General features: G+C 67.2%; 20 protein-coding genes. 8 read left to right on the forward strand and 12 right to left on the reverse strand.

Annotation, left to right across the window (positions count from 1 at the left end):
- Window positions 1-5 precede the first annotated feature (5 nt).
- The 11 genes from PSV00_RS05685 to coxB all read right to left on the reverse strand — a co-directional run bounded on the left by PSV00_RS05685 (window position 6) and on the right by coxB (window position 10,023).
- Complete coding sequence (locus PSV00_RS05685; protein ID WP_300445545.1) at window positions 6-1,673, reverse strand: bifunctional diguanylate cyclase/phosphodiesterase; 1,668 nt, start codon at window positions 1,671-1,673, stop codon at window positions 6-8.
- A gap of 19 nt (window positions 1,674-1,692) precedes the next feature.
- Window positions 1,693-2,298: a GNAT family protein gene (locus PSV00_RS05690; protein WP_300445546.1), complete on the reverse strand. Its 606-nt coding sequence runs from the start codon at window positions 2,296-2,298 to the stop codon at window positions 1,693-1,695.
- A gap of 24 nt (window positions 2,299-2,322) precedes the next feature.
- On the reverse strand, window positions 2,323-3,534 hold the full coding sequence (locus PSV00_RS05695) for a pitrilysin family protein (protein ID WP_300445547.1): 1,212 nt from the start codon (window positions 3,532-3,534) through the stop codon (window positions 2,323-2,325).
- Window positions 3,535-3,584: 50 nt separating this feature from the next.
- Entirely contained in the window at window positions 3,585-4,316 is a 732-nt protein-coding gene (locus PSV00_RS05700; protein WP_300445548.1) for an SURF1 family protein, read from the reverse strand.
- Window positions 4,303-4,662, reverse strand: coding sequence for a DUF983 domain-containing protein (locus PSV00_RS05705; RefSeq protein ID WP_366944638.1), 360 nt, complete (start codon window positions 4,660-4,662; stop codon window positions 4,303-4,305). Before PSV00_RS05705 ends, PSV00_RS05700 begins: the two co-directional genes overlap by 14 nt.
- A 32-nt stretch (window positions 4,663-4,694) precedes the next feature.
- Window positions 4,695-5,603 (reverse strand): cytochrome c oxidase subunit 3, encoded by a 909-nt coding sequence (locus PSV00_RS05710; protein ID WP_300445550.1) that lies wholly within the window; start codon window positions 5,601-5,603, stop codon window positions 4,695-4,697.
- Between the two features lie 50 nt (window positions 5,604-5,653).
- Window positions 5,654-6,214 (reverse strand): cytochrome c oxidase assembly protein, encoded by a 561-nt coding sequence (locus PSV00_RS05715; RefSeq protein ID WP_300445551.1) that lies wholly within the window; start codon window positions 6,212-6,214, stop codon window positions 5,654-5,656.
- On the reverse strand, window positions 6,211-6,381 hold the full coding sequence (locus tag PSV00_RS05720; RefSeq protein WP_300445552.1) for a hypothetical protein: 171 nt from the start codon (window positions 6,379-6,381) through the stop codon (window positions 6,211-6,213). Before PSV00_RS05720 ends, PSV00_RS05715 begins: the two co-directional genes overlap by 4 nt.
- 2 nt (window positions 6,382-6,383) lie before the next feature.
- On the reverse strand, window positions 6,384-7,349 hold the full coding sequence (cyoE, locus tag PSV00_RS05725; RefSeq protein ID WP_300445553.1) for a heme o synthase: 966 nt from the start codon (window positions 7,347-7,349) through the stop codon (window positions 6,384-6,386).
- Between the two features lie 76 nt (window positions 7,350-7,425).
- Window positions 7,426-9,090 (reverse strand): cytochrome c oxidase subunit I, encoded by a 1,665-nt coding sequence (ctaD, locus tag PSV00_RS05730; protein ID WP_300445554.1) that lies wholly within the window; start codon window positions 9,088-9,090, stop codon window positions 7,426-7,428.
- A 24-nt stretch (window positions 9,091-9,114) separates the two neighbouring features.
- Window positions 9,115-10,023 carry a cytochrome c oxidase subunit II gene (coxB, locus tag PSV00_RS05735; protein ID WP_300445555.1) on the reverse strand — a complete coding sequence of 303 codons (909 nt, stop codon included), beginning with the start codon at window positions 10,021-10,023 and terminating at the stop codon, window positions 9,115-9,117.
- Window positions 10,024-10,310: 287 nt separating this feature from the next.
- Here coxB and PSV00_RS05740 point away from each other — a divergent pair, with 287 nt between their 5' ends.
- From PSV00_RS05740 to PSV00_RS05760, 5 genes are all read left to right on the forward strand, one after another.
- Window positions 10,311-10,682, forward strand: a complete 372-nt coding sequence (locus tag PSV00_RS05740) for a PadR family transcriptional regulator (protein ID WP_300445556.1) — start codon at window positions 10,311-10,313, stop codon at window positions 10,680-10,682.
- A complete protein-coding gene (locus PSV00_RS05745) occupies window positions 10,679-11,269 on the forward strand; it encodes a DUF1700 domain-containing protein (protein WP_300445557.1) in 591 nt (196 codons plus the stop codon). Before PSV00_RS05740 ends, PSV00_RS05745 begins: the two co-directional genes overlap by 4 nt.
- Window positions 11,266-12,030: a DUF2807 domain-containing protein gene (locus tag PSV00_RS05750; protein ID WP_300445558.1), complete on the forward strand. Its 765-nt coding sequence runs from the start codon at window positions 11,266-11,268 to the stop codon at window positions 12,028-12,030. Before PSV00_RS05745 ends, PSV00_RS05750 begins: the two co-directional genes overlap by 4 nt.
- A 120-nt stretch (window positions 12,031-12,150) precedes the next feature.
- A complete protein-coding gene (tldD, locus tag PSV00_RS05755) occupies window positions 12,151-13,581 on the forward strand; it encodes a metalloprotease TldD (RefSeq protein ID WP_300445559.1) in 1,431 nt (476 codons plus the stop codon).
- A gap of 221 nt (window positions 13,582-13,802) precedes the next feature.
- Window positions 13,803-15,851, forward strand: a complete 2,049-nt coding sequence (locus PSV00_RS05760; protein ID WP_300445560.1) for a TonB-dependent siderophore receptor — start codon at window positions 13,803-13,805, stop codon at window positions 15,849-15,851.
- Window positions 15,852-15,930: 79 nt separating this feature from the next.
- On the opposite strand, the gene PSV00_RS05765 is transcribed toward PSV00_RS05760, so the two are convergent.
- Entirely contained in the window at window positions 15,931-17,850 is a 1,920-nt protein-coding gene (locus PSV00_RS05765; RefSeq protein ID WP_300445561.1) for an oligopeptide:H+ symporter, read from the reverse strand.
- Between the two features lie 189 nt (window positions 17,851-18,039).
- Between PSV00_RS05765 and PSV00_RS05770 the strand changes: the two genes are divergently transcribed.
- From PSV00_RS05770 to PSV00_RS05780, 3 genes are read left to right on the forward strand one after another with little or no spacing between them, the layout of a single operon-like run.
- Window positions 18,040-18,981 carry a hypothetical protein gene (locus PSV00_RS05770; RefSeq protein ID WP_300445562.1) on the forward strand — a complete coding sequence of 314 codons (942 nt, stop codon included), beginning with the start codon at window positions 18,040-18,042 and terminating at the stop codon, window positions 18,979-18,981.
- The gene (locus tag PSV00_RS05775; RefSeq protein ID WP_300445563.1) at window positions 18,978-19,973 is read left to right on the forward strand and encodes an iron ABC transporter permease; all 996 of its coding nucleotides are present in this window, start codon (window positions 18,978-18,980) and stop codon (window positions 19,971-19,973) included. Before PSV00_RS05770 ends, PSV00_RS05775 begins: the two co-directional genes overlap by 4 nt.
- Complete coding sequence (locus PSV00_RS05780; RefSeq protein ID WP_300445564.1) at window positions 19,970-20,692, forward strand: ABC transporter ATP-binding protein; 723 nt, start codon at window positions 19,970-19,972, stop codon at window positions 20,690-20,692. The genes PSV00_RS05775 and PSV00_RS05780 overlap by 4 nt, the downstream gene beginning before the upstream one ends.
- Window positions 20,693-20,720: the final 28 nt, after the last annotated feature.

Raw genomic sequence — 20,720 nt, forward strand, 5'->3', positions numbered from 1 at the left:
ACCGGTCAGGCCGAGCGAGCCTTCAGCGGGGCCGTGCCGTCGGCCAGCGACTCATTCAGATAGACCTCGGCCTCCTGAGCCGGCAGGGCCTGGGCATAACCAAAGCCCTGGCCGTAGTGGCACTGGGCCTGCAACAGAAGCCGCGCCAGATCCGCGTTTTCAACGCCCTCGGCCACGACTTCCAGCGACAGGTCACGACCGAGGTTGACCACGGATTTGACGATCTTGGCCGAGCCCTCGTCCTTGTCCATTGTCAGCACGAAATAGCGGTCGATCTTCAGCGTATCGAACGGCAGCTTGGCCAGCCAGGCCAGGGACGAGAAGCCGGTGCCGAAATCATCCAGCGCCAGCGAGGCCCCGGCCGCCTTGAGACGGCTCAACACCTCGGCCGCCTGGGCTGTGTCGCGCATGATGTCGCCTTCGGTGACCTCAAGCTTCAGCGCGCCGCGCGGCAGACCGGTCTCGGCGATGATCCGGGCGACATCCTCGACCAGGTTGGCGCGTTCGATCTCGCCGACCGACAGGTTGACGCTGCAGAACAATTTGCCCGCCCCGGGGTGGCGTTTGAGCCATTCGGCCAGCTGCCGCGCCGCGCGCGTCATCATCAGCAGACCCAGGTCATTCATCAGACCCATCTCCTCGGTCAGGCCGAGGAAGTCGTCGGGCGGGACCAGGCCGCGCTTGGGATGACGCCAGCGGGCCAGAGCCTCGAAACCGGCCACGGCCCCTGTGTTGAGATTGACGATCGGCTGGAAGAAGGGTTCGATCTCTCCGCGCAGGAAGGCATTTCGCAGGTCCGCCTCAAGGCCGAGGCGCGACAGGCTGTCGCTTTCCAGGGCCCGACCATAGGCCGCGGCTCCGCCGCGCCCTGCGGTCTTGGCCTGTTCGACCGCCAGTTCCGCCCGACGCAGCAGTTCGGCGACGTCCGGCGCATCGGGCCCACCCTCGGCCGTGACCGCGCCGATGGCCACGGTCGGATAGATGTCGAAACCGGCGATCCGCAGCGGCTGCTCGACCGCTTCGCGCAGACGTTCGGACGGATTGCCCGGTGCGCGCGGAACCAGCACGGCGAACTCGTCCTCGCCGACGCGGGCGGGCAGGACATCCAGCGAAAAGGCCGCCGACAGGCGCGATCCGAGGGCAGCCAGAACCATGTCGGCGCGCTCGTGGCCCAGGGCCTCATTGAGCCGCCGCAGACGATCGACGTCGGCGACGATCAGGTCGTAATCACCCGGCTGGGTCAGGACCTCGGCCGCCCGGTTCAGGAAGGTTCGGCGATCCAGCAGGCCAGTCAGGGCGTCGAGATGCCCACCGGCGAATTTGGTCTCCAGCGCCACCACCCCGGCAGCCCGCAGCCCGTCCTCAAGCCAGACTCCGCGCCACAGACAGGTTTCCGCATCGCGCATGCGCAGGCGGATGGCGATCTCCGCCCCTTCGGCCTGGGGTTTGAGAATCCGTTCAGCGAGGGCGCGGTCCTGGGGGATGGCCACAGCGGTGAAGGCGGCCCCGGAACACTCGGGGGCCAGCGGCCCCAAGCCCAGCGACCGGGTCGCCCCGGTGAAGCGCATCTGGTCGTCGGCGGGCGTCCATATCCACAGCGCCGTATCGGCCGCGGCCAGGGCTTCGATGGCGGTCGTCGCGTCCCACGCCAGAGATCTCGGCCGAGTATTCAAAACGCTTGTCCGACCCCTGTCATGGCGGCGTTTGGCCGTCGCTGCGCTCCGCTGCGTCATTCACACAGCCGAACAGAAGATGATCTGCCCATGCCCCGTTAATTTTGAGATAAGCCCGGGCCAGACCCTCGTGGACGAAACCGGATTTTTCCAGCACGCGACGCGAGGCGAGATTGCCGGGAACGCAGGCGGCCTCGAGCCGGTGGAGGTGCAGCGAGCCAAAGGCGAAGACCACAAGAGCCCGAACCGCCGCCGTGGCATGGCCGCGCCCGGCGAAGGGCTGGCCGATCCAGTAGCCGATCGTGCCCATCTCGGCGACGCCGCGACGCACATTGGACAGGGTGACCGCCCCGACCAGGGTCCCGGTCTCTGCGGTGAAGATAAAGAATGGCCAGGCGTTCCCCAGTTCCACCTCGCGCGCATAGATGATCATGCGACGGCGATAGGCGGCCCGGCTCAGATCATCCTCGGGCCACAAGGGCTCCCAGGGCTGGAGATAATCGCGCGAGCGCTCGCGCAGGCTTGACCAGGCGGCGTGGTCGACCGGCCGCGGGGCCCGAAGGATAACCCCTTCTCCCTCCAGCACCGTCCCGATCGGCTCGGGCATCCAGTCGAACAACGCCATCTGAACAGCCTAGCCCCGGAGTACTCAGCCGAACAGGGCGTCACGGAAGACCGCACCCGCGCCCGCAGCAGCACGGGGACCGAGGACGGCGCTGGCCGCGCGTGCCGGCACCAGCAGGTCACGGGCGACGGTTCGCACATCCTCAATGGTCTGGGCCAGAACCCGGTCAGCCATGGTCTGGGACGGGATCGGCGCGCCGAAGATCAGGGTCTGGGCCGCATGGCGCCCGGCCCGCCCGGCCGGGCTTTCGTCTGACATCCACAGGCCGGCATTGAGCACGGCCTTGGCCCGGGCCAGCTCGGCCGCGGTCGGGCCGTCGTCGGCAAGGGCGCGAATTTCGTCGGCACAGACCCGCGCCAATTCCTCTGCGCGGTCGCCGGCGGCACCGGCATAAATCCCCAACACCCCCTCACTGTCATAGGGCTCGTGATAGGCGTCGATGGCATAGGCCAGACCCCGTTCCTCGCGCGCACTCTGGAACAGGCGCGACGCCATACCCCCGCCGAGGATTTCCGCCATCAGACGGACGGCGGAATAGGCCGGGTCCCGGACACCGGGGGCCGGCAGCTGGAACACCAGATTGGCCTGTTCGATGCGGCGGGACAATTTGGCCTCGCCACCAGTGAAGACTGCGGATGCAGGCTCCTTCGCCGGGGTCGCCACCGCCGCGCCAAAGGTGCGCTCGGCCAGCTCCAGGAACCCGGCCTCGTCGACCGCGCCCGAAACGGCAATCACCATCCGGTCCGGGGAATAGAGCCGGGTACGCCAGGCTCCGATACTGTCGCGGGTGACCGGGGCCAGACTGGCTACGGAACCGAGAATGGGCCGCCCAAGGGACTGGCCGGAGAAGGCCCGGGTCTGGACCATTTCGAAGACATGGTCGTCGGGGGTGTCGAAGGCTTCCGCGATCTCCTGGGCGACGACATCCTTCTCGCGTTCGATCTCGGCCGGATCCAGCGTCGGGCGGAACACCAGATCGGCGACCACCTGCATGGCCAGGGGCAGGGAGCCGTCCAGGGCCCGCACCTCGAAACTGGTACGCTCATAGCCGGTCGCGGCATTGATCGACCCGCCCTCGGCCTCGATTCGCTCGACGATCTCGCGGGCCGCCATATTGCCGGCCCCCTTGAACACGAGGTGTTCGAGAAGATGGGACCATCCCGACTGGGCCTCGGTCTCCCAGCGAGCACCGCCCCGCACGGCCACGGTCAGGGCCAGGGTCCGCAGCCCCGGCATGGGATCGCAGACCAGACGGACGCCGTTGGACAGGGTGTGCAGGGTTGCGGTCAGGGCTTCAGCTTTCGACGGACCAGGGCGATGTAGAACCCGATCAGGGCCAGGGCCAGACCGAACCAGGTCAGGGCATAGCCGAGGTGATTGTTGGCGAAGGCGACGGGCGGTACGGCGGGACGCAGCGCCGGCCAGTCGGGATTGGTCGAGGTGACCGCATACAGGGTTTCGGCGCCCACCAGACTGGTCACACCCAGGGTCCGGGCCATGGCGGCATTGTCGCGGGCATAGAAGTGACGCCCTTCGGGCGGCAGGGCCATCAGGCCCGGGGTCGAGGCGGTGCGGATCACGGCCACGAGCCGGATCGGGGGGCCGTCGCGCGTCACCGGCGGGCGGGCGGAAATGGTCTCGGCGACGAAGCCGCGATCGACCAGCAGCACGCCGGTCTCGGGCCGTCCGGGCGCGGCCGGCTCGGGGCAGGCCGAGATCAGCCGCACCCCGGCCTCGCCGTCGAGGATCGACTGCAGTTCGACAAAGGGGGCCGTGGCCAGTCCCGGGCAGTCGAGGATGACCTGACGAAACTCCCGGTCAGGTCCGGGCGGCAGCTGGGTGATCGGAACCGGGGCCTTTGCCGCCGCGGCGTCCGCGCGGTCCATCAGTCCCTCTTTCCACTGCAGGCGTTGCACCTGCCAGACCCCGAGGCCGATCAGCAGGGTCAGCATCAGGGCGGAGACGATGGTCAGCCCCCACGGAAACCGGGCCCGCCAGGATGTCTCAGAAGTCGTCATTATTGACCTGCGCGGCCTTGTTGCGCATCTGCAGGGCGACCATCACCCCCTTGGCCGGGCGCATCAGGCCCAGCGCCAGCCCAGCCACCAGCGGCAGGGCCACCGCCAGCATGGCCCAGATCGGCGGGTTGTAGGCGACCTGAACGAACAGGGCCCCGAACACCACGATCCCGCCGGCGATCTGCATGACGAAGATCGCCGCGCCGTCGCCGGTGTTCATGCCACTGAAATCAAATTCGCAGACCGGACACCGGTCGGTCACTTTCAGAAACCCCGTGAACAGCCTGCCCTGCCCGCAGTTGGGGCAGCGACAAAGCAGACCGGCGCGGATCGGATTGATCCGCACCGGCGCGCGAGGTTTAAGAAGCGGGTCTTCCGTCAACCGAAGGTGACGTAGACGAAGGCGAAGAGGAACAGCCAGACCACATCGACGAAATGCCAGTACCAGGCAGCCGCCTCGAATCCGAAATGCTTCTCGGGGCTCATCTGGCCGGCCAACAGCCGCAGCAGGCAGACCAGCAGGAAGATGGTGCCGACCAGGACGTGGAAGCCGTGGAAGCCCGTCGCCATGAAGAAGATCGAGCCGTAGAGGCCGGCGTTGGCCGCCTCGGCGTTGAAGAACAGGTTCTCATGCAGAATGTGCTGGTACTCATAGACCTGCACCGCGGTGAACAGGATGCCGAGGACCACGGTAATGATCAGGCCGGTCTTGGCGGCACTGCGATCTCCGACCTGCAGGGCATGGTGGGCCCAGGTCACCGTCGTGCCGCTGAGCAGCAGGATCACGGTGTTGAGCAGCGGCAGTTGCCAGGCGTCCAGGGCCTCAATGCCCTTGGGCGGCCAGGTCGACCAGGCGGCGGCGGTGTCGGTCCAGCCGGCGATGGCCGGAATCTCGGTCCGCGCCTCGTTGAACACGGCCATGTCAAAGAACATCCAGAAGAAGGCCGCGAAGAACATCACCTCGGAGGCGATGAACAGCATCATGCCGTAGCGCAGGCCGATCGAGACGACCGGGGTGTGATCCCCGCCGCGGCTTTCCTTGATGACATCCGCCCACCAGCCGAACATCGACAGCAGGACACCGGCGAAACCGGCGAAGAACACGGCGGCCTTGCCGGGCCCGAACAGGGCAGCGGTCACGGCGTCGGAATCAGCGGGCGCGAGCCCCTTCATCCAGACCACGGCCCCGATCATCATGATCGTGACCGCAATGGATGACACCAGCGGCCAGGGGCTGGGGTTGACCAGGTGGTAGTCGTGGTGCGGAGCAGCGTGGGCGTCGGCCATCAGTGGGTCTCTTGAATCGTCGATAGTCGTTGTGTGGGCTATAGCGCCCGCTATCCGACAGCGCCAGTGGCAGAAGCCAGGGAGGCCGTCTGCTCACCCTTGGTCGGGTAGAAGGTGTAGCTGAGGGTAATCTCGCGCACGCCTAGGCTTTCGCGGTCAGTGGCGATCTCGGGGGCCACAAAATACTGGACCGAGAATTTCTTCGTCTCGCCGGGCGCGATCGTCTGACTGTCGAAACAGAAGCACTGCAGCTTCTGGAAATAGGGACCGGCCCGCTCGGGCACGACATTGTAGGCGGCGGTGGCGTGGATCGGCTGGTCCGAGGTGTTGGTCACGTCGAAAAAAGCCATGCCGGTGTCGCCGATCCGGACCCGCTGGGCCACCTGTTCGGCGCGAAACTGCATCGGCAGGTCGCGGACATTGGTGTCGAAGCGAATCAGCAGCGTCTCGTCCAGGATCTCGGTCGGGGCCACTTCGGCGCGGCTCACCGTGCCGTTGAAGCCGGTGACCTGGCAGAAGATCCGGTACAGGGGCACCGAGGCGAAGGCCGCGCCCGTCATCAGCACCACCGTCGCCGCGCAGGCGAGGGCGATCGTATGGGTCCGGTTCACTGGGCCGTCACCGCTTCCGCCGGATTCGCTGCGATCCGGGCGTCGATATTGCGCTTCAGGTTCAGCACCGTGACCGTGAAGATCAGGACGATGAAGGCGACCAGGGCACCGGCGATGGCGACATTGCGCTTCTTGCGGGCAGCGAGGGCTTCAGGGCTCAGACGCATGGTTAAATTCCCAGACCGGACAGCTTCTCGAGCAGCAGCGCCGCGAACAGCGCCATCAGATACAGGATCGAGAAGGCGAACAGATTACGCGCCGGTTTGGCCTCCGCGCGCACATCATACAATGCGGCCTCTCGCCCCACCGCCTCGGCCTTGTCCGGCTGGTCACCAGCGCGCGAACGCCACAGGCGGATCGCCAGGCCGAGGAAGCCGAGACCACCCAGGCCGGACACCACCAGATACAGGATTCCACCCAGGCCCAGCAGGCCGGGGGCGATGGCGACGGGCACGAAGACCAGGCTGTAGAGCAGGATCTGCAGTCGGGTCGATTTCGCGCCGCGCGCCACCGGCATCATCGGAATGCCTGCCCTGGCGTAGTCGCCGGCCGAATACAGGGCCAGGGCCCAGCTGTGCGGCGGGGTCCACAGGAAGATGATCAGGAACAGCAGCCAGGCCTGCCACGGGGCCTGGCCGGTGGCCGCGGCCCAGCCGATCACCGGCGGGAAGGCCCCGGCCGCGCCGCCGATGACGATGTTCTGGGGCGTCCGGCGCTTCAGCAGCAGGGTGTAGAAGCCGGCGTAATAGACGATGGTCATCAACAGCAGGCCGCCGGCCAGCCAGTTGGTCGTCATGCCCAGCAGCATGACCGAGAAGATCGACAGGACGACCCCGAAGGTCATGGCGTCGTTCTTGTTAATCCGCCCGGCCGCGACGGGGCGCCCGCGCGTGCGGCGCATCAGGGCGTCGGTCTCGCCTTCCAGCGCCATATTCAGCGCCCCCGCCGCCCCGGCCCCGACGGCGATGCACAGGATGGCGATCACGGCCGAAACCGGATCCAGCGTGCCGCCCGCCACGACCAGGCCGGTCAGCGCCGTGAACACCACCAGCGACATGACGCGCGGCTTCAGCAGCTGGAAGAAATCCTCCGGCTGGGCGGTCGAGACGGCGGGGCTGGCGCTGCGGGTGCTCATGATCAGGTCTTCAAAAGGCAAGGGCCGCCCTTCCGGTATCGAAAGAGCGGCCCCTGGGTCTGGTATCCGGTTGGGATCAGTGCTCGTCCGACTTCACCACCGGCAGTTCATTGAACTGGTGATGCGGCGGCGGCGAGGACAGGGTCCATTCCAGGGTGGTGGCCCCTTCGCCCCAGGGATTGGCAACACCCGGACGACGACGGATGGCGGCTTCGGCCAGCATGATCAGGAAGACGGCGACGCCGGCGATCGTGATCAGATAGCCGACCGACGACACCTGGTTCCACAGGGTGAAGGCTTCCGGATAGTCGACATAGCGTCGCGGCATGCCCTGCAGGCCGAGGAAATGCTGCGGGAAGAACACGAGGTTCACACCCACGAACATGATCCAGAAATGCGCGGCCCCGAGGAACTCGTTGTATTTCACGCCGAACATCTTCTCGAACCAGTAGTAGAAGCCCGCGAAGATGGCGAAGACGGCCCCGAGCGACAGCACATAGTGGAAGTGGGCCACGACGTAATAGGTGTCGTGCAGGCTGTAATCGATGGCCGCATTGGCCAGGACCACACCCGTCACGCCGCCGACGGTGAACAGGAAGATGAAGCCGATCGCCCACAGCATGGGCGTCTTGAAGCTGATGGAACCGCCCCACATGGTGGCGATCCAGCTGAAGATCTTCACCCCCGTCGGCACCGCGATAATCATGGTCGCGGCGATAAAATAGGCGCGCAGGTTCACGCTCATACCGACCGTGTACATGTGGTGGGCCCACACGATGAAGCCGACGAAGCCGATGGCGACCATGGCGTAGGCCATGGCGAGATAGCCGAAGATGGGCTTGCGACTGAAGGTCGAGACGATGTGGCTGATGATGCCGAACCCGGGGAGGATCAGGATGTAGACCTCCGGGTGGCCGAAGAACCAGAACAGGTGCTGGAACATCACGGGATCACCGCCGCCGGCGGGGTCAAAGAAGCTGGTGCCGAAATTGCGGTCCGCCAGCAGCATGGTGATGGCCCCGGCCAGAACTGGCAGCGACAGCAGCAGCAGGAAGGCGGTGATCAGCACCGACCAGGCGAACAGCGGCATCCGGTGCAGGGTCATGCCCGGCGCGCGCATGTTGAAGATGGTGGTGATGAAGTTGATGGCCCCCAGGATCGAGGACGCGCCCGCCACGTGCAGGGAGAAGATCGCGAGATCCATGGCCGGTCCGGTGTGGCCCGAGGTCGAGAGCGGCGGATAGATGGTCCAGCCGCCGCCGAAGCCCTTGCCCGGGCCGCCGTCGACGAACATCGACAGGCAAAGCAGGACCCAGGCCGCGACCAGCAGCCAGAAGGAGACGTTGTTCATGCGCGGGAAGGCCATGTCCGGCGCACCGATCATGATCGGCACGAACCAGTTGCCGAAGCCGCCGATCATCGCCGGCATGACCATGAAGAAGATCATGATCAGGGCGTGGGCGGTTACGGTGACATTGTAGCCGTGCTTGGACGCCTCGACGAGGCCGAGTTGCTCGACCAGGCCACCCTCGACGAACACCTGGATGCCCGGCGCGGCCAGTTCCCAGCGAATCAGGCCGGACAGGGCCCCGCCGACCAGACCCGCCATGATGGCGAAGATCAGGTAGAGGGTGCCGATGTCCTTGTGATTGGTCGACAGGAACCAGCGGGTGAAGAAGCCCGGCTTGTGATCATGGTCGTCGTGACCGTGAGCGTCGTGGGCGATGGTTGCGGTGGCCATGGTCTTTGGGGCTCTCGCGTAGCGTTACTGGGCAGCCGGCGCGGCGGGAGCCGGCTCGGCAGCGGAAGGGGTCGCCGAAGCGGCGGTCAGGGCGGGGATCTCGGTCGGGACGGCCGCGGCAGCGGTTGCCTCGACCTTCGGCGTCATGGATCCCCCCTTGGCGGCGACCCAGGCCGCGAACTCGGCCTCGGTGACGACGTTGATCTGGATGGGCATGAAGGCGTGATCGACGCCACACAGCTCCGAACACTGGCCGTAGAAGCTGCCGGTGCGCTCGGCGCGGAACCAGGTCTCGTTGACCCGGCCCGGGATCGCGTCGGTCTTCAGGCCGAAGGCCGGCATGGCGAAGGCGTGGATCACATCGGCGGCGGTGACCAGAACCCGGACCGTCTTGCCGACCGGCACGACCATCGGTTCGTTGGCAGCGAGGCGATACAGTTGCGGCGGGGCCTCGCCCTCGGGCATCATGGTCGAGATATATTCGGCCACACCCTGGTCGGGGTATTCATAGGCCCAGTTCCACTGGTTGCCGGTGACCTTAACCGTCAGGTCCGGGTCCGGCATGTCGTTGTAGGCAAACAGCAGGCGGAACGAGAACAGGGAGATGACCACCAGGATCAGCACCGGCAACACGGTCCAGATCACCTCGATCATCGTGTTGTGGCTCCAGCGCGCGGGCACCGGATTGGACTTGGCATTGTAGCGGACGACGATCCAGACGATCAGGCCCAGCACCAGCAGGGTGATCAGGGTGATCGCCGGCATCAGGATCACATTGTGAAACCAGATGGCCTCATGCTTCAGCGGTGACGCTGCCGGTTGCAGATCGATACCGCCCGGCGTGGGCTGGCCCATACGATCCTGCGCCCAGGCCGGCGTCGCGGCGAATACGGCCAGGGTCATGGAGGCGAATGCGCCTCCGACCAGAGTCATCAACGACCCTCTGGCTCGCGTGCCCTTCCCCATTCGAGACTTCCTCATCAATTCGCTCTGCAGCAGACTCCTGCGAGTGCGTCGCAGGTGAAGGCCCGCCCGGATCGTCCGCAGCGGTTTCAAGGCCGGTCCATATCGGCTCACCTTCGACTTGCCAAGCGATTGACGCGCCCATGACGCCGCACCGCCCCATTCGATGATCGATTAATTCGCTGTCATGTTTGGATAGCTACCTTGCGACACACGATACCTTGCGATAGACAAAAGCCATCAAGGGAGACACCGATGTGACTGAAACCATCGAGATACAGCTTAAAAAGGGAGTGCTCAGCCTATGCGTGCTGGCCCTCCTCGCCCGGGCGGACAGCTACGCCTATGAGATCGCCAGCCGGCTCGCCGACGCCATCGATATGGGCGAGGGCACCATCTATCCGCTGATGCGCCGCATGCAGTCGGATGGACTGGTCGAGACCTATCTGGTCGAATCATCCAGCGGGCCGTCGCGCAAATACTATCGCCTGACCGCTGCCGGCACCGATGCCCTGGCGACCCAGAGTGACGAATGGCGCGCCTTCGTCCGGGCCGTTAACGACGTCCTTGCTGACATCCAACCGGCCACGGCCGCCCCAATTTCTTCAGAGACCGGAGACGCCCAATGACCCGTGCCGATTTCATGGCCCGGCTGAAGAGCGGGCTGATTGGCCTGCCGACCTCCACAGCCGCCGAGATCCTCAGCGACTATGACACCCATTTCGACGACGGAGCCGCGGACGGTCGCAGCGAGGCCGAGGTCGCCGCTGCCCTGGGCCATCCCGAGCGACTGGCGCGGGAGCTGAAGGCCGAGGCCGGCATCCAGCGCTGGCAGCAGGAAAAGAACCCCTCCGCCGCCGCGGGGGCCGTCTTCGCCGTGCTCGGCCTGGGCGCGCTCGACATCATCTTCCTTCTGCCGCTGCTGATGGGGGTGATCGGTACACTGATCGGCTTCTTCATCGCCGTCATTGCCCTGTTCTTCGCCGGTGGCGTGATGCTCGTCGCCGGTCCCTTCGCCGGGTTTCCGGGTGGCGGTCTCGCAGCCCTGCTCGCCGGGCTCGGCACCATGGCCGGGGCCACTGCGGCGGGAGCCATCCTGATGATTCTCACGGTCTGGCTGGTCAACGGCCTCGTCTGGTTCGCCCGCCTCCACTACCGGCTGCTGAAGCCGGCCCTTGAATCCCACACCCCCCAGAACCCGGGAGAGCCGGCATGATCCGCACCCTTCTCATCATCGCCGGAGCCGCCCTGGTTCTGGCCATCGCCAGCCTGTCCGGGGCCGCCGGCCTCGTGGCCCGGGACCTCGATAACAACGGTGGCAGCTGGACCATCCGTGACGGCGACGACCTGATCCGTATCGAGAGCGTGCGCAGCGAGCCGGGCCCGGCCGTCTCCCGCACCCTGGCCTGGTCCGGCGGAGACCGGCTGTCCGTCGATCTTCCGGCCGATGTCACCTATGTCCAGGGGCCCGAAGCTGGCGTCGTCGTCACCGGATCCCGGGCCATGGTCGATCGGATCCAGGTCAATAACGGGCGCATCACGGCGGACGGTCCCGATGAAATCACCATCCGGTGGTGGGCCGGCGGCTTCTCGGCCTGGAATGACCGCGACAACCTGAAAATCGTCGTCACCGCTCCCTCGGTGACCCGGTTCGATCTGGCCGGATCCCAGACCCTGACCATCCGGGACTATGACCAGCCGACCCTGTCGATCGACATTTCCGGCAGCGGCGACGTCACCGCCACCGGCAAGACCGCCGCCCTGGACCTCGACATTGCGGGGTCCGGCGAGGCTGACCTGTCCACCCTGGCCACCACGGACGCCACCGTCGGCGTCTCGGGGTCCGGCGAGGCCCGGGTCGCGCCGACCGGCACGGCACGGCTGTCGATTGCCGGGTCGGGTGACATCACCCTGACCACCCGACCGGCCAAGCTGGAGAGCAACGTCTCGGGCTCGGGCGACATCCACCAACGCTGAGCCGGACCGGCAGCGCCGGGCCGACAAAAGGGGCGGCGACCGATTGCACGGTCGCCGCCTTTTTTCACAGGGTCCGACCCGCGATTAGACGGAGGCGACCTCAGTCCCTACTTAGAGCTCATGACCGTATCCGTTTCCCCGCCCCCCATCCTTCAGACCGCCGGCGTCGATCCCGACGAGGCCCTGTCCATCCTGCAGGGAGCCCTGCACGGAGCCGATGACGGCGAACTCTTTCTCGAACGGTCCGAAAGCGAATCACTGGTGTTCGACGACGGTCGCCTAAAGGCCGCGTCCTATGATGCCACCGAGGGCTTCGGCCTGCGGGTCGTGGCCGGTGAAACCGCCGGCTATGCCCACGCCAACGAAATCAGCGCCGCCGCCCTGCGCCGGGCCGCTAACAGCGCCGCCCTGGCCAAACAGGGTCATGCCGGCGTGGTCGCCGAGGGTCCGCGCGCCACCAACCAGAAACTCTATGAGGCGATCGACCCGCTGGCGGCCCCCGTCTTCTCCGACAAGATCGCCCTGCTCGCCGAAATCGACGCCTGGGCCCGGGCCCGCGACCCGCGCGTGGTCCAGGTCTCCGCCTCGATCGTCGGCGAGCGCCGCACCATCGAGATCCTGCGCGCCGACGCCCTGACCGTGCGCGACATCCGGCCGCTGGTTCGACTCAATGTCTCCATCACCGTCGAAAAGGACGGCCGCCGCGAGAGCGCCTCCTCCGGTGCGGGTGGCCGGGCCGGGTTCGAGGCCTGGATCGCGCCCGAGCGCTGGCAGGGCCAGGTCGATGAGGCCCTGCGCCAGGCCCTGGTCAACCTCGAGGCCGTCGACTGCCCGGCCGGCGAGATGGATGTGGTGCTGGGGGCCGGCTGGCCCGGCGTCCTGCTGCACGAGGCTGTCGGCCACGGCTTCGAGGGTGATTTCCATCGCAAGGGCTCGTCGGTGTTCAGCGGCAAGATGGGCCAGCGCGTCGCCGCTCCGGGCGTCACCGTGGTCGACGACGGCTCGATTGCCGGTCGTCGTGGCTCCCTGTCGGTCGATGACGAGGGCACCCCGACCTCGCGCACCGTCCTGATCGAGGACGGCATCATGGTGGGGCTGATGAACGACCGGCTCAGCGCCCGTCAGCTGGGGCAGCGCGCCACCGGCAACGGTCGGCGCCAGTCGTTCGCCCATATGCCGATGCCGCGCATGACCAACACCTTCATGGAAGGCGGCGACGCCACCCAGGCCGATATGATCGCCTCGACGAAACGCGGTCTCTACGCCGCCAATTTCGGTGGCGGCCAGGTCGATATCACCAATGGCAAATTCGTCTTCCAGTGCACCGAGGCCTATCTGATCGAGGACGGGAAGATCACCGCCCCGGTGCGCGGCGCGACCCTGATCGGCGACGGGGCCACGGCCCTGACCAACATCACCATGATCGGCGACGACTTCGCCTTCGATCCCGGCGTGGGGGTCTGTGGCAAGGGCGGCCAGGGCGTGCCCGTCGGCATCGGCCAGCCCAGCCTCAAGATTGGTGGCCTGACAGTCGGCGGCACGGCCGTCTAGCTTTCCGCCACCCGAAACACGGTTCGTTAGAATAAAGGAACCGGGCGGTTCAATATTCCGCGCGCCCGGCGCACTCTATGGCGAAACCGTGTCGGTCATTACTACCCTGTAACATAACGAGTCTGTAATCATGTCGCCGATTTAATCCACCTTTCTGCCTTGTAACTGGAAACCCCTGCGACGCGGCGTCACACCTCGCCGCACAAAGCGAGAGGAATCCAATGACCAAATCCGTGCTGCTGGCGACGACGGCGATCCTGTTCAGCGGGAGCGCGGCCATGGCCCAGGCCCCTGCCGAGACTGCCCCGATGGCGAGAGCGGCGACGGTCGACGCTGCCGCCACGGGGGTCCTGGTCTTCGCCCCGGCCTTTTTCGCCGAGCAACAGCCCAATACGGCGCTGGACATGGTCAACCGGGTACCCGGTTTCTCGGTCGACGACGGCTCCGGCAGTCGCGGCTTCGAGGGGGCGGTGGGCAATGTGCTGATCAACGGCGCGCGCCCGGCCTCGAAGAATGACACGGGCTCCAATGTGCTGTCCCGCACCACCGCCGCCCAGGTCGAACGCATTGAACTGATCCGGGGCGGCGCGCCCGGCATCGACATGCAGGGCTATTCGGTCGTCGCCAATGTGATCCTCAGGTCCGAAAGCTCGCGGCAACACATCCTGACCACCTACGCCAGCCTGTTCGACGGCGGCCAGGACCTGTTCGGGGCCAACTACCAGTTCACCGCCCGTGAGGGCGAGCGAAGCTGGGGCCTGACCCTCAGTGACGGCATTTCGTCCAGCGATTCGAACGGGACCGGCCGGGTGCTTCGCACCGACGGCAACGGCGTGGTGCTGCGCGACGAGAGCATCTTCACCGACGGCTACGGCGGCGGAGACTCGATCCGTGGCAACTATTCCGGCCCCCTGGTCGGCGGCAAGGTGGACCTGACCGCCCGCTACGGCATCAATGACTGGCACGGCCAGCAGCTGCAGACCTCGGCCGTCGCCCGGCGCGAAAGCCTCGACGACAACGACGGCGACAGCGGCGAGTTCGGGGTCGTCTACACGCGACCGGTCAACGACCAGTGGAAGCTGGAAACCCGCTTCATCCACCAGTTCGAGAATTTCAGCGGCACCTCGACCTATCGCCAGAGCCTGAACGGCGTCGACAGTCCCGAACAGGTGTTCGGCTATGACGGCAGCTCGTCCGAAACCATCCTGCGCGGCCTGCTGCGGTACGAGCGGTCGCCCCGGCTGACCCTCGAGACCGGCGGGGAGCTGGCCTACAATATGCTGGAGACCGACCAGGCCTTCACCGTCGGCGGGGCGGCCGTTCCCCTCCCCTCGGCCTCGGTCACGGTCGAGGAGACCCGCGGCGAGGCCTTCGGCAAGGTTACGTACCGCCATGACTCGCAACTAACCCTTGAGGGCGGCCTGCGCCTGGAAGGCTCGACCATCAGCCAGTCCGGCGACGCGAATCAGGAAAAGAGCTTCTTCTTCGCCAAGCCCCGCTTCCTGGCGACCTGGACGCCGATGGAGAACAACCAGGTCCGCTTCCGCTTCGAGCGCGAACTGGGCCAGCTGGACTTCAGCGACTTCGCCGCCTCGGCTGACCTGAACAACGGCAATGTCTTCGGTGGCAACGTCGATCTGGAGCCCGAGCAGCGCTGGATCAGCGAACTGACCTATGAGCGCCGCTTCTGGGGTGAGGGGATCGTCAGCCTCGGCCTGCGGCACGACGAGATCATCGATGTGATCGACGTCATCCCCCTGCCGGGCGGCCTGTCCGCCACCGGCAATATCGGTGACGGCACCCTGGACCAGCTTTCACTCTCGGCCACGCTGCCGACCACGAAGCTGGGCCTGGCCGGCGGCCTGATCACCGTGTCGAACACCTGGAACCACACCGAGGTGACCGACCCGACCACGGGTGAAATCCGGCCCATCTCGCGGGTCCGGCCCAGCCAGGTCGTGATCGAGTTCCGCCAGGACATCACCAGCCTGAAGGCGCAGTGGGGCTTCAACGTCCTGCCGGCGTTCGACCAGACGACCTACGACCCCGACCAGACCCGGACCTTCCAGCTGCGTGACTATTTCGAGGCCTGGGCCGAGTACAAGCCGACCGCGGACCTGTCGATCCGGGCCCAGGTCAACATCTGGAACGACTCAACATTCGAACGGGTCGCCTATGCCGATCGCACCACCCGCGCGGTCGCCTATGTCGATACCCAGCTGATCGACCCGCGGACCTTCTTCCAGATCCGGGTGCGCAAGACCTTCTAGCGGCCTCGCCTTGGCGCAAGGAAAAGGGCGGCTCCCTGATCGGGGAGCCGCCCTTGCCTTGTCCGGTTGTCGCCGCCCCTTACGGGTTGGTGACGCTACGGTCTTCCTGACCGCGATCGGTCAGACTCGGTCCGGGATGGTTGTCACCGCCGGTGGCATGGGCCCAACCCTTGATCAGGAAGCTGATCAGGATGAAGGCGATGCCGATGCCGACACCCCATTTGCCCAGGGTGTCGAAGCCCTGCAGCGAGGTCGCCAGGGCCCCTTGCGGGTCCAGAACCTGACCCCCGACCGTCTCCGTACCCATCAGGCCGGCGATCTTGCCGCCGACGAACTGGGCGATGGAACTGGCCAGGAACCAGACGGCCATCATGAAGCTGACCACCGACGGCATGGACAGTTTGGTGATCTCCGACAGGCCCACCGGCGACAGGAACAGCTCACCGGTTGTGTGCAGCATGTAGAGCAGGGCCAGGATCATCAGCGGCATCTGGAAGGTCGGACTGACCATGCCGGAGCTGGCGGCCCAGACCACGACCAGGAAGCCGAGACCCACCTGAACCAGACCCAGACCGAATTTCATGGTCGGGTTCGGATCCATCTTCTTGCTGGCCAGCCAGGCCCACATCGCCGCAAAGATCGGGGCGAAGATCAGGATGAAGCCGGCGTTGAACGACTGCACCTGGGCCGCCGTGATGGTGGCGTCGATCCAGAAGCCGGACGGGGTGATGCCCGCCGCCGCGATCTGGGCCGGGGTCCCGATGGTGATGCCGAGGAACTGCATGGCCACCGGAGTGATGGTCAGGTCGACGTTACGGTCGGCGAACAGGTTCAGCGAGGTACCGGCCTGTTCGAACAGGGTGAAGAAGACCACCGCGCCGAAGATCAGCACCAGGGCCAGCATCATCCGTTGACGCTGGACCCAGGTCTTGCAGACCGCGATGATGATCCAGAGGATCGCCAGCAGCGACAGCACGGTCGAGGCCAGAAGCACGTTGCCGACGAGGGCGTTGCGCTGGACCATGAACCAGACCACGGCGACGCCGAGAACGCCGAGAATGTAGATCAGCCATTCGCGGTTGATCGGACCGATCAGCGGCCGCTTCAGCAGTTCCGGGTTCGGCGGTTCGCCATGACCCTGCAGCAACGGCTTGCCGAGCACGAATACGACCCAGCCAAGCGCCATGCCGATACCGGCGAGGCCGAAGCCCGCCCACCAGCCGACGGTCTGGCCGAGATAGCCGCACAGAACCGCGGCCCAGAAGGCCCCGAGGTTGATGCCGTAATAGTAGAGGGTGAAACCGGAGTCGCGACGCGGGTCGCCTTCCGGATAGAGCTGGCCGACGATGCTGGAGATGTTCGGCTTCAGGAAACCGACGCCCATGATGATCAGCGACAGGGCCAGGTAGAAGATGTTGATGTCGCCCTGGTTCCGGGTCTGCGTCATCTGATACGAGCCGGGGGCCAGGGTGGCCGGCAGGCTGGCACCTTCAGGCATGCCGGCGATGGCGATGCCGCCGCCTTCACCCGCGCCGAAGCTGTATTTTTCGCCGTCGACGACGATGGCGACCTCACGCGTGGCACCCCGGCCTTCGGCCGCGACTTCATAGGCGGTGCCGCCATAGGTCAGGGTTTCGGTGGCGGGGCTGCCCTCGAGGGCCATCATGCCGTGACCGGCAACCAGCAGCAGGGCCCCGAAGGCGATGGCCTTGCGGGTGCCGATATAGCGGTCGGCCAGGATGCCGCCGACCAGCGGCAGCAGATAGACCAGCGAGGTGTAGGAGCCGTAGGTCGACCCCGCCATCGCATCGTCAAACAGGAAATGCTGGGTCAGGAAGAAGATCAGGATGCCGCGCATCCCGTAGTAGGAAAACCGCTCCCACATCTCGGCGAAGAACAGGATGATGAGGCCCCGTGGATGGTGCTTCAGCATCTGCAGCAGGACCGGCACGCCGGTGATAAGGGTTATAAGCAACCCCAGGATGATGACGATATTCATGCCTACCCTTTGGATGTCGGGCCACCGGCCCCTTGGTCTTCCGGAAAGGGCGTGTGGATGCCACGCAACCCCCGCCCCCCAGCGAAGCGGGGATAGGACCACCAGGATCGATGCTTTACAAGTCGTAACCCTTCGTGAGCCCCCGACATGCGAGACCCGCCCGTGAACGTCCGGCCGACGGAGACACCCATGCCCAGCACCCGCCGGACCGTTGTGGCCCTGATCAGCAGTGCTGCCGGGCTGGCCGCCTGCGGCCGGTTATCGGTCAGTGGCGGCGACGTTCTGGCGGCGGGCCAGCCGGCCGCCCTGCTGGTCTGGGCCGTGGCCCGCGAGCGGCTGCTGGGCTGGCCGCGTCGACCGTCCCCCACCATGCTGGCCGCCCTGCCCGTCCTGGCCGCGACCCTGCCGGAACTGGGAGCCCTGACCACGGGCGGTGCGCCGTCGAACCTCGAGACCATGGCGGCCCTGCATCCGCGGCTGATCATCGACTACGGCAATACCGGCCCTGAATACCGGGCGCTCAGTGACCGGCTCCGGACCCGGCTGGGGGCGGACTGGACCCTGATCGACGGGGCCCTGGACCGCACCGCCGAGGCCCTGATCGAAGCGGGTGACCGGCTTGGTGCCGAGGCCCGGGGCCGGATTCTGTCCGACATGGCCGCCGAGGTCCTGAGGCGCTGGCGACAGGCTCCCCCCGGTCCCGCCTTCTACTATGCGCGCGGGGGTGACGGGCTGGAGACGGCCTTCGCCGGTGCCCTCGCCACCGAAGTCCTGGAGGGGGCCGGCTGGACCAATCTCGCCATCGGTTCGCGCGACATCGGCCGGGTCTCGCGCGAACAGGTCGCGACCTGGGATCCCGAGGCCGTGGTCACCCTGAGCCGACCCTTCGCCACGGCGGCGGCGGTCGACCCCCTGTGGCGCACCCGACGCGACGGCTCGCGACGGCGGCTGCTGCTGCTGCCCGACACCCCGTTCGGCTGGATCGACCGGCCGCCGTCGGTCAACCGGTTGCTCGGCTGCCAGTGGCTGGCGGATCCGTCCGCAGACGGTACCGCCGCCGCCGCGCGTCTGGGTCAGGCCCTGTTCGGCGGTCCGGCGTCCGTCACCGCCCGTCCGGAATGGATCGCATGAATCGGGCGCGTCTGAAGGCGGTGATGCCGCTTTTGATCGGGGTCGCGGCGATGGCCGCCGTGCTGGGCGTGCTGGCGACCGGCCCCCTGGCGGTGACGCCTGCGGCCCTGTTCTCAGCCCTGTTCGGCCGGGGCTCGGCCGAGGCCGAACTGGCTCTGGCCCTGCGTGCGCCACGGCTGCTGGCCGCCCTGATGACCGGGGCCGGACTGGCCGGGGCCGGGGCCGGCTTCCAGATCCTGTTCCGCAACCCGCTCGTCGCCCCCGACCTGCTGGGCGTCTCGTCCGGTGCCGGGCTCGGGGCCGCGCTGGCCCTGTTGTTCGGAGCCGGCATTCTCGGGGTCCAGGGCGCGGCCTTTGTCGGGGGTCTGGCCGCCGCCACCCTGGCCCTGGGCTGCGCCGGCCTGGCCCGCGCCGTCGATGCCCGGCTGGCCCTGGTCCTGTGCGGCCTCGTCGCCGGAGCCCTGGCCTCGGCCGGGCTGGGCCTGGTCGTGGTCATCGCCGAACCCTATTCGCAGCTTCCGGCCGTGACCTACTGGCTGCTGGGCTCCTTCACCCGCGCCACCCTGTCCGAGGCGCTGATCGCCCTGGTGCCGACCGCCGTGGGGGCCGCGGTCCTGCTCTGGCTCGGCTTCCGTCTGGACGTGCTGTCGCTCGGCGATGAACAGGCGCGATCGCTGGGCCTGCCCGCCGGGCGGCTGCGGCTGCTGGCCATCGCCGCCGCCACCCTGATGACCTCGGCGGCCGTGGCCGTGGCCGGGGTGGTCGGCTGGATCGGCCTGCTGGCCCCGCACGCCGCCCGCCGCCTGGTGGGTGAGCGGGCCGGGCGGCTGATTCCCGCCGCCATGGCCACGGGGGCGGTCCTGGCCCTGGTGATCGACCGGCTGAGCACCGCCTTCGGACCGGCCGAGATCCCGGCCGGCCTGCTGGCCGCCGCGGTCGGGGCCCCGGCCTTCCTGTGGCTGTTTGTCGTCTCGTCGCGGCGGCGCCCATGACCCGCCTCGACCTTGATCAGCTCAGCGTCGGCCGCGACGGCTTCCGGCTCGGGGCGCTCGACCTGCAGGCCCGGGGCGGCGAGGTCATCGCCGTAATCGGCCCCAATGGCGCGGGCAAGACCACCCTGCTCAAGACCCTGGCCCGGCTGGTTCCGCCCCTGTCCGGATCGGCGGCTATCGAGACCAACGCCCTGTGCCCGGTCGCCTATCTGCCGCCGCCCGGAGCCGTGGCGGCCGGTTTTTCGGCCCTGCATCTGACGGCCCTGGGGCGGGCCGCCCGGCGCGGCTGGTCGCCCGGCCTCGCTCCGGCCGACCTGGAGGCGGCGCGCGCGGCTCTGACCCGCCTGGATGTCAGTGATCTGGCTGATCGTCCGTTCGATCATCTGTCCAGTGGCCAGCAGCAACTGGTCCTGGTCGCCCGGCTGATGGTGCAGGACGCGGCGGTCTGCCTGCTGGACGAACCCCTGGCCATGCTGGACCCGGCCCATGCGACCGCGATCGAGCGCGCCGTCCGGGACCTGGCCGATGCGGGGCGGCTGGTCATTGCCTCCACCCATGGTCTGGCCTTTGCCGCCCGCGCCGACCGGGTCATCGCCCTCGGTCCGGACGGCCCCGCCGTCCTGCCGCCCGGCGAGGCCCTGTCCCCGGCGCGAATGGCGCAGTTGTTCGGGGTGGCGGTTACAGTCTGCCCCTGTTGCGGCCAGCCCGGAGTCGCCTGACCGGCCCGGTATCCACGGTGTCGCGGCT

Source organism: Brevundimonas sp. (genome assembly GCF_029945885.1).
GTDB lineage: Bacteria > Pseudomonadota > Alphaproteobacteria > Caulobacterales > Caulobacteraceae > Brevundimonas.

Coding starts and splice junctions, on each gene's coding strand:
- PSV00_RS05690 (WP_300445546.1), bottom strand. CDS start 2,298: ATGGCGTTGTTCGACTGGATGCCCGAGCCGATCGGGACGGTGCTGGAG.
- PSV00_RS05695 (WP_300445547.1), bottom strand. CDS start 3,534: ATGCCGGGGCTGCGGACCCTGGCCCTGACCGTGGCCGTGCGGGGCGGT.
- PSV00_RS05700 (WP_300445548.1), bottom strand. CDS start 4,316: ATGACGACTTCTGAGACATCCTGGCGGGCCCGGTTTCCGTGGGGGCTG.
- PSV00_RS05710 (WP_300445550.1), bottom strand. CDS start 5,603: ATGGCCGACGCCCACGCTGCTCCGCACCACGACTACCACCTGGTCAAC.
- PSV00_RS05720 (WP_300445552.1), bottom strand. CDS start 6,381: ATGCGTCTGAGCCCTGAAGCCCTCGCTGCCCGCAAGAAGCGCAATGTC.
- cyoE (WP_300445553.1), bottom strand. CDS start 7,349: ATGAGCACCCGCAGCGCCAGCCCCGCCGTCTCGACCGCCCAGCCGGAG.
- ctaD (WP_300445554.1), bottom strand. CDS start 9,090: ATGGCCACCGCAACCATCGCCCACGACGCTCACGGTCACGACGACCAT.
- coxB (WP_300445555.1), bottom strand. CDS start 10,023: ATGACTCTGGTCGGAGGCGCATTCGCCTCCATGACCCTGGCCGTATTC.
- PSV00_RS05745 (WP_300445557.1), top strand. CDS start 10,679: ATGACCCGTGCCGATTTCATGGCCCGGCTGAAGAGCGGGCTGATTGGC.
- PSV00_RS05750 (WP_300445558.1), top strand. CDS start 11,266: ATGATCCGCACCCTTCTCATCATCGCCGGAGCCGCCCTGGTTCTGGCC.
- tldD (WP_300445559.1), top strand. CDS start 12,151: ATGACCGTATCCGTTTCCCCGCCCCCCATCCTTCAGACCGCCGGCGTC.
- PSV00_RS05760 (WP_300445560.1), top strand. CDS start 13,803: ATGACCAAATCCGTGCTGCTGGCGACGACGGCGATCCTGTTCAGCGGG.
- PSV00_RS05765 (WP_300445561.1), bottom strand. CDS start 17,850: ATGAATATCGTCATCATCCTGGGGTTGCTTATAACCCTTATCACCGGC.
- PSV00_RS05770 (WP_300445562.1), top strand. CDS start 18,040: ATGCCCAGCACCCGCCGGACCGTTGTGGCCCTGATCAGCAGTGCTGCC.
- PSV00_RS05775 (WP_300445563.1), top strand. CDS start 18,978: ATGAATCGGGCGCGTCTGAAGGCGGTGATGCCGCTTTTGATCGGGGTC.
- PSV00_RS05780 (WP_300445564.1), top strand. CDS start 19,970: ATGACCCGCCTCGACCTTGATCAGCTCAGCGTCGGCCGCGACGGCTTC.